At 71.2% G+C, this 6,941-nt stretch carries 6 protein-coding genes and 1 pseudogene; 1 reads left to right on the forward strand and 6 read right to left on the reverse strand.

Annotated features, from left to right (window positions below; translation table 11 throughout):
- The 6 genes and pseudogenes from G6030_RS14520 to G6030_RS14545 all read right to left on the reverse strand — a co-directional run.
- A pseudogene (locus G6030_RS14520) lies at positions 1-259 on the reverse strand (WYL domain-containing protein); the annotation flags it as partial.
- Positions 260-269: 10 nt separating this feature from the next.
- On the reverse strand, positions 270-1,676 hold the full coding sequence (gene pafA / locus G6030_RS14525; protein ID WP_182643601.1) for a Pup--protein ligase: 1,407 nt from the start codon (positions 1,674-1,676) through the stop codon (positions 270-272).
- A 6-nt stretch (positions 1,677-1,682) separates the two neighbouring features.
- Entirely contained in the window at positions 1,683-1,859 is a 177-nt protein-coding gene (locus G6030_RS14530) for a ubiquitin-like protein Pup (protein ID WP_007629282.1), read from the reverse strand.
- A 44-nt stretch (positions 1,860-1,903) separates the two neighbouring features.
- Entirely contained in the window at positions 1,904-3,391 is a 1,488-nt protein-coding gene (dop, locus tag G6030_RS14535; protein WP_182643602.1) for a depupylase/deamidase Dop, read from the reverse strand.
- Positions 3,388-5,088: a proteasome ATPase gene (gene arc, locus G6030_RS14540; protein ID WP_182643603.1), complete on the reverse strand. Its 1,701-nt coding sequence runs from the start codon at positions 5,086-5,088 to the stop codon at positions 3,388-3,390. Before arc ends, dop begins: the two co-directional genes overlap by 4 nt.
- Before the next feature lie 94 nt (positions 5,089-5,182).
- Positions 5,183-6,022 (reverse strand): class I SAM-dependent methyltransferase, encoded by an 840-nt coding sequence (locus tag G6030_RS14545; protein WP_182643604.1) that lies wholly within the window; start codon positions 6,020-6,022, stop codon positions 5,183-5,185.
- A gap of 56 nt (positions 6,023-6,078) precedes the next feature.
- Here G6030_RS14545 and G6030_RS14550 point away from each other — a divergent pair.
- Positions 6,079-6,941 (forward strand): PD-(D/E)XK nuclease family protein (locus tag G6030_RS14550; RefSeq protein ID WP_182643605.1); only part of this gene is annotated, 863 nt, incomplete at its 3' end.

The following is a 6,941-nucleotide window of genomic DNA, read 5'->3' on the forward strand; positions in this document are numbered from 1 at the left end:
CGGGCAGCTCGTACCCGTGGGCGGGGATGCGGTACCCGGCGGGCGAACCGGGCGCGAGCGACGCGCCCTGTTCGAGCGGCACGCCGACGTCGCGCAGCTCCCGCTTGTCGCGTTCGAACATCCGCAGGAAGGCGTTCTCGGATTCGCAGTCGTCGTAGCCCTGGACCATCCGGCGGATCTCGTCGGCCGAGAGGAAGGCGTTGGTCGACCTCAGGCAGATGACGAGGTTGACCAGGCGTTGCGACTTCGAGGTGGACACTGCTGGAACGCTATCGTCCGAGCGCGGCGATGAGATCGTCGACACGCGGGTCGACCTCGGCGAACGGGTCGGTCAGCGCGACGGTGGGCACGGTGCCGTCGGAGACCTTGAGGTGCACCCAGTCCACGGTGAAATCGCGCCCGGCCTCCCGGGCGGCGGTGATGAACCGGCCGCGCAGCGCGGCGCGGGTGGTCTCAGGCGCGACGCCGCGGGCGCGGTCGACCGCCGCGTCGTCGACGACGCGCGAGACCATCCCCCGGCGTTCGAGCACGGAGTGCAGCCCCCGTCCGGGCCGGATGTCGTGGTAGGTGAGATCGATCTGCGCGAGGCGCGGGTGGTCGAGATCGGCACCCGTCCTGGCCTGCACCTGCCGGATGAGACGCAGCTTGGCGGCCCAGTCGACGTCGGCGGCGATCGAGTCGTGGTCCCCGGACTCCACGGCGTCGAGGATGCGCTCCCACAGGGCCACGCAGTGTTCGACGTCGGGGCGGTCGTCGCGCTCCCAGCCGCCGGCGTCGAGGTAGCGCCGGACCGCGCCCAGGAATTCGCGCTGGATCTCGAGCGCGGACATGGTGGTGCCGTCGGTGAGGGCGACGGGGCGGGTGCCGGTGAGGTCGCGGCTGATCTCGCGGATCGCGCGCACGGGGTGCGCGACGGCCATCGGCCGCAGCTCGACGCCGGCCTCGATCATCTCCAGCACGAGCCGGGTGCTGGCGACCTTGAGCAGTGTCGAGGTCTCGATCATGTTGGAGTCGCCGACGATCACGTGCATGCGCCGGAACCGCGTCGAGTCGGCGTGCGGCTCGTCGCGGGTGTTGATGAGCGGGCGCGAGCGGGTGGTCGCCGAGGACACGCCGTCCCACATGTGTTCGGCGCGCTGGGAGAAGCAGTACACCGGCTCGGAGGTCTCCCCCAGGCCCACGCCGGCGGGGGTGCCGGTCAGGATCTTGCCGGCGCCGCAGATGAGCTGCCGGCTGACGAGGAACGGCAGCAGGGTGTTGGCGATGCCCCGCACCTGGGTGCTGCGGTCGAGCAGGTAGTTCTCGTGGCAACCGTAGGAGTTGCCCACGGAGTCCGTGTTGTTCTTGAACAGGTAGACGCGGGCGTCGATGCCCTCGTCCGCGAGGGACTCCTCCGCGGCCAGGGCGAGGTCGTCGACGATCCGCTCCCCCGCCCTGTCGTGGGCGACGATCTGTCGCAACCCGTCGCATTCGGCGGTCGCGTACTCGGGGTGGGAGCCCACGTCGAGGTAGAGGCGTGCGCCGTTGTCGAGGAAGACGTTGGAGCTGCGCCAGCGCTCCACGACGGGGCGGAACAGGTAGCGGGCGATCTCGTCGGCGCCGAGCCCGCGGGCGCCCTCACCGCTGACGCTGGTGATCCCGAACTCGGTCTCGATCCCGACGATGCGACGGATCATGGGGGTCTACTGCCCGCCCTTCTGGACGTAGGACTTCACGAACTCCTCGGCGTTGGTCTCGAGGATGTCGTCGATCTCGTCGAGCAGCGAGTCGGCGGAGGTGGTGTCGGCGGCCTTGACGACCTGCCCGGCCTCGTCGTCGGGGTCGGCGGGGCCGCCGGCGTTCTTCTGGATCTGGGACATGGTGTCTCCTCGTGTGTCTGAGCGGGACGGGGGTGTGCGGGCCGTCAGTACGGGTCGGGCCCGTCGGGCCCGAGGAAGCCGGGATGGGCCTCGCAGTACTCGCGGGACCCCACGTAGGGGTCGGTGAGGTCGACGTGGCGTTCGTGGCCGCGGGGGTCGACGACGACGACGTGGTCCCACCCGGCGGCGCGGATGCGGTCGCCGAGTTCGGCGAGGAAGCGTCCTCTGGCCCAGGCCCGCGTTCGTGCGGGCGGGGTCGTGACCGCGGCCTCGACTTCGTCGTCGGTGACCAGTCGGCGCATGGCGCCCTTGGCGATCAGGCGGTTGTAGAGGCCGCGCCGCGGGTCGATGTCGTGGTACTGGACGTCGATGAGGGCGAGCCGGGCGTGGTCCCAGTCCAGCCCGTCGCGGGTGCGGAAGCCCTCCAGCAGCCGGAGCTTGGCGGGCCAGTCCAGTCGGTCGGCGCACGACATCGGGTTCTCCTCGAGCGCGTCGAGGATCCCGCGCCACTCGTCCAAGACCTCGAGCGCCCAGCCCGGGCGGCCCGTGCCGTCGCCGATGACGCCGGCGACCCGCTCGAGGATCTCGCGCTGGAGGGCGAGGCCGGTGACGTTCCGGCCGTCGGGCAGGGGCACGGTCGCGCGGAGCGACGGGTCGTGGCTGATGGTGTGGACGGCCTCGACGGGGTCGACGGGCAGCAGGTCGGAGAAGTCGACCCCCGCCTCGATCGCGTCCAGCACGAGGCAGGTGGTGCCGATCTTGAGGTAGGTGGCCAGCTCGGACATGTTGGCGTCGCCGATGATGACGTGTAGGCGGCGCCACGTCTCGTCCGGGGCGTGGGGCTCGTCGCGGGTGTTGATGATGCCGCGGCGCAGGGTGGTCTCGAGCCCGGTGAGGACCTCGATGTAGTCGGCACGCTGGGAGAGCTGGTACCCGGCCGTCTCCCCGGACTGGCCGACCCCCACGCGGCCGGCCCCGCTGAACACCTGGCGGGACAGCAGGTGCGGTGCCAGGCTCACGGTGAGCCCGTCGAAGTCGACGTCGCGGCGCACGAGGTAGTTCTCGTGGGCGCCGTAGGAGGCGCCCTTGCCGTCGACGTTGTTCTTGTAGAGCTTGAGCTCGGCGTTGCCCTCGGTGGCCGTCGACTCGACGCCCGCGCGGTGCATGATCACTTCGCCGGCCTTGTCCCAGATCACCGCGTCGCGTGGGGAGTCGACCTCGGGCGCCGAGTACTCGGGGTGGGCGTGGTCGACGTAGAAGCGGGCCCCGTTGGTCAGCACCCGGTTGGTCACCCCGAACTCGCTGGGGTCGTAGGCACGGGCGGCGCCGAGGTCGAAGCCGCGGGCGTCGCGCAGCGGCGATTCCGAGCCGTAATCCCAGCGGGCCTCGTCGGCTCCCCCGGCGGCCTCGCCCGGGTCGGTGTAGGCCTTGATCACCTGGGTCGAGGAGACCACCGAGCTGAGCAGCGGCTGCCCGACGGCGACGATGCCGAACTCGATCTCCGTGCCGATGACGCGCCCCCGCGGGTTCACTGCCCGGCTCCCCGGTTGGGGACGGAGACCTCGATGACGCGCTCACCGCGGACGCCGGTCAGGCGTGCCCACTCCTGCGGGTTGGACGTGTTGGGCAGGTCCGTGTTCTCGGCGAACTCGGCGTCGACCGCGTCGAGGAAGTCGTCGGTGGTCAGGCCCCGGCCGGTGCCGTGGACGATGTCCTTGATCGCCAGCTTCTTGGCCCGGTCGACGATGTTGCGCAGCATCGCCCCGGAGGTGAGGTCGGCCAGGTACAGCGACGACCGCCGGCCGGAGGCGTACACGAGGTGCACGTAGGTCGTGGAGGCGTCACGGGTGTAGAGCCGGTCGACGATGCGCTCGATGAGCTCGCGGACGTGGGTCTCACGGTCCGCGTCGCCGACCTCGACCGGGTCGAAGCGCAGGTCCGGGGTGATGTACTTGGCGAGGATGTCCGCCGCCGCGTCCCGGTCGGGCCGGTCGATGCGGATCTTCAGATCCAGGCGGCCGGGCCGGAGGATGGCGGGATCGATCATGTCCTCACGGTTGGAGGCGCCGATCACGATGACGTTGCGCAGGTCCTCCACGCCGTCGATCTCCGCGAGCAGCTGCGGGACGATCGTCGTCTCCATGTCCGAGGACACGCCGGACCCGCGGGTGCGGAAGATCGAGTCCATCTCGTCGAAGAAGACGATCACCGGGTTGCCCTCGGTGGCCTTCTCCCGCGCCCGCTCGAAGATGGACCGGATGTGCCGCTCGGTCTCGCCGACGTACTTGTTGAGCAGCTCGGGGCCCTTGATCGAGAGGAAGTACGAGTTCGGGTACCGGCCGTCGCTGACGTCGTCACCCCGGGCCACCGCGGCCGCACGCGCCAGCGAGTGGGCCACGGCCTTGGCGATGAGGGTCTTGCCGCATCCGGGAGGGCCGTAGAGCAGGACGCCCTTCGGCGGGGCCAGGTGGAACTCTCGGTACAGGTCGTGGTGGACGAACGGCAGCTCGATCGCGTCGCGGATCTGCTCGATCTGCGGCCCCAGACCGCCGATGTCGGAGTACTCGACCGTCGGGATCTCCTCGAGGAGGAGCTCGTCGACCTCCGCCTTGGGCACCACCTCGTAGGCCACGCCGGCCTTGGGATCGACGAGAACCGCGTCGCCGGGGCGGACGGGTGCGGGGTGCTCGGCCGTGCGCGCACCACGTAGGGCGGCGGCGAGGACCACGATGTGCTCCTCGTCGTTGCCCATGACCACCCGTGCGCGCACGCCGTCGGCGAGCACGTCCCGCAGGACGGCGGTCACGCCGGTGACCGGGAGCTCGCTCGAGACCTCCAGGACCGTCATGGCCTCGTTGAGGCGCACGGTCACGCCCGGGGTCAGGTCCGCGGCGTCCACGCCGGGGGCGATCGCCAGGCGCATGCGCCGGCCGGCGGCCATGACCTCGACGGTGTCCGCGCCGGCGGGACGGGTGAGGACCACGCCGTAGGTGCTGGGCGGGGTACCGAGCCGCTCCACCTCGCCCTTGAGGGCCTCGAGCTGGTCGCGTGAGTCCTTGAGCAGTTCCGCGAGCCGGACGTTGCGGGCGCCGAGGGCGTCGATCTTGATCGACTTCTCCCTATCCGATCGGGCTCCCTCGTCCACGGCCTTGCGCAGCCGCGCGAGTTCGGCGCGGTCGACCGCCACCCTGTCCTCGCCCTGGCCGGCCGGGGAACGTCCCTCGGTCACGCGATCACCTGCCCTCCTGGTCGTCGACGGGTCTCCTCGTCGTCGTCCCCTCCACCCTATCGCCGGGGTGGCACGCGGGTGGGCGCGCGCTCCCTCAGCCCTTACCGCTGCGACGCTTGGGCTTGAGGGTCGTCACCCCCTCGGCGAGGCGACGCGCGGTCACCAGGAACGCGGTGTGGCCCTGCATGCGGTGCTCTGGGCGCACGGCCAGTCCCACCACGTGCCACCCGCGGTTGATCGACTCCCATGCGCGGGGCTCGGTCCAGCACTGCTGGCGCCGCAGCGCCTCGACGACGTCCGACAGCTGCGTGGTCGTGGCCACGTAGGCCACCAGCACCCCACCCGGCACCAGGACCTCGCGCACCATCGGCAGGCATTCCCACGGCGCGAGCATGTCCAGCACCACGCGGTCGACCTGACCGCCCAGCGCCTCGACCGAGGTCTCCGCCAGGTCCGCGACCCGCAGGTCCCAGTTCCCGGGGTGCTCACCGTAGAAGGTGCGGACGTTGCGCTCGGCGTGCTCGGCGTGGTCCTCGCGGATCTCGTAGGAGAACACCCTCCCCTCCGGTCCGACCGCCCGCAGCAGCGAGCACGTCAGGGCCCCCGACCCCGCGCCGGCCTCGAGGACACGGGCACCGGGGAACACGTCGCCTTCGTGGACGATCTGCGCGGCGTCCTTGGGGTAGATCACCTGCGCGCCGCGCGGCATCGACAGCACATAGTCGGTGAGCAGCGGGCGCAGCGCGAGGTACTGCGCGTCCTTGGTCGAGGTGATGATCGAGCCTTCGGGCGCACCGATGAGATCGTCGTGGCGCACCGCGCCGTGGTGGGTGAAGAACTCCGCGCCCTCGACCAGGACGACGGTGTACTTGCGCCCCTTGGTGTCGGTGAGCTGGACGCGGTCACCCACGACGAACGGGCCGGATCGCTGCACGGGACCTCCAGAGGACGGGGGGTCGGTTGTCCGACCGGTTGTCTACCCTGCCAGGTGTGACGGATCCCCTCGAAATCGGTGCCATCCCGGCAGCGGGCGACGTACCCCTGCCGGAGCGCAAGCCCCTCGCCCTGTCGGCCTCTCGCGCGTCCGACTACCGGCAGTGCCCGCTGCTGTACCGGCTGCGCGCCGTGGACCGCATCCCGGAGCCCAAGACTCGCGCCCAGGTCCTCGGCACGGTCGTCCACTCCGTGCTCGAGGAGCTGTACGGACTCGAGCAGTCCGAGCGGGCGCCGCAGCGCGCCGCGGACCTCGTCCCCGCCGCCGTCGAGCGCTTCTACGCCGAGGAGGACGGCGCGACGGTGGTCCCGCTGTCCGACCGCGCCGACTTCCAGGCGCAGGTCGCGGCGCTGGTCGCGGCGCTCTACGGCGTCGAGGACCCGCAGCGCTTCTCCCCCGCCTCCTGCGAGCAGTACCTGGTCACCGCCACCGCGGCCGGCACCCCGCTGCACGGCTTCCTCGACCGGGTCGACGTCGCGCCCACCGGGGAGGTCCGGGTGGTCGACTACAAGACGGGTAAACCCCCGCACCCGCGCTTCCAGGACCAGGCGATGTTCCAGATGCGGTTCTACGCCCTGATGTACCAGCGCATCCATGGTGTGCTGCCCGCGCAGCTGAAACTCATCTATCTCAAGAACGGCAGCTGGCTCACCTTCACCCCGGACCACGCGTCGCTCGTCGAGACCGAGGCGTCCCTGGACGCGCTGTGGTCGGAGATCGAGCGGGCCGGGCAGACCGGTGACTTCCGCCCCCGCACGTCCCGCCTGTGCGACTGGTGCAATCATCAGGCGCTGTGCCCGGCGTTCGGCGGCACCCCGCCCGAGTACCCGGGGTGGCCGGGGACCCGCGTGGTCCCCGC

The sequence above is a fragment of the Dietzia sp. E1 genome, assembly GCF_014145015.1.
GTDB lineage: Bacteria > Actinomycetota > Actinomycetes > Mycobacteriales > Mycobacteriaceae > Dietzia > Dietzia cinnamea_A.

Bases quoted from the DNA above. Each gene is read 5' to 3' on its own strand.
- G6030_RS14530 (WP_007629282.1), bottom strand. From the start codon at position 1,859: ATGTCCCAGATCCAGAAGAACGCCGGCGGCCCCGCCGACCCCGACGAC.
- pafA (WP_182643601.1), bottom strand. From the start codon at position 1,676: ATGATCCGTCGCATCGTCGGGATCGAGACCGAGTTCGGGATCACCAGC.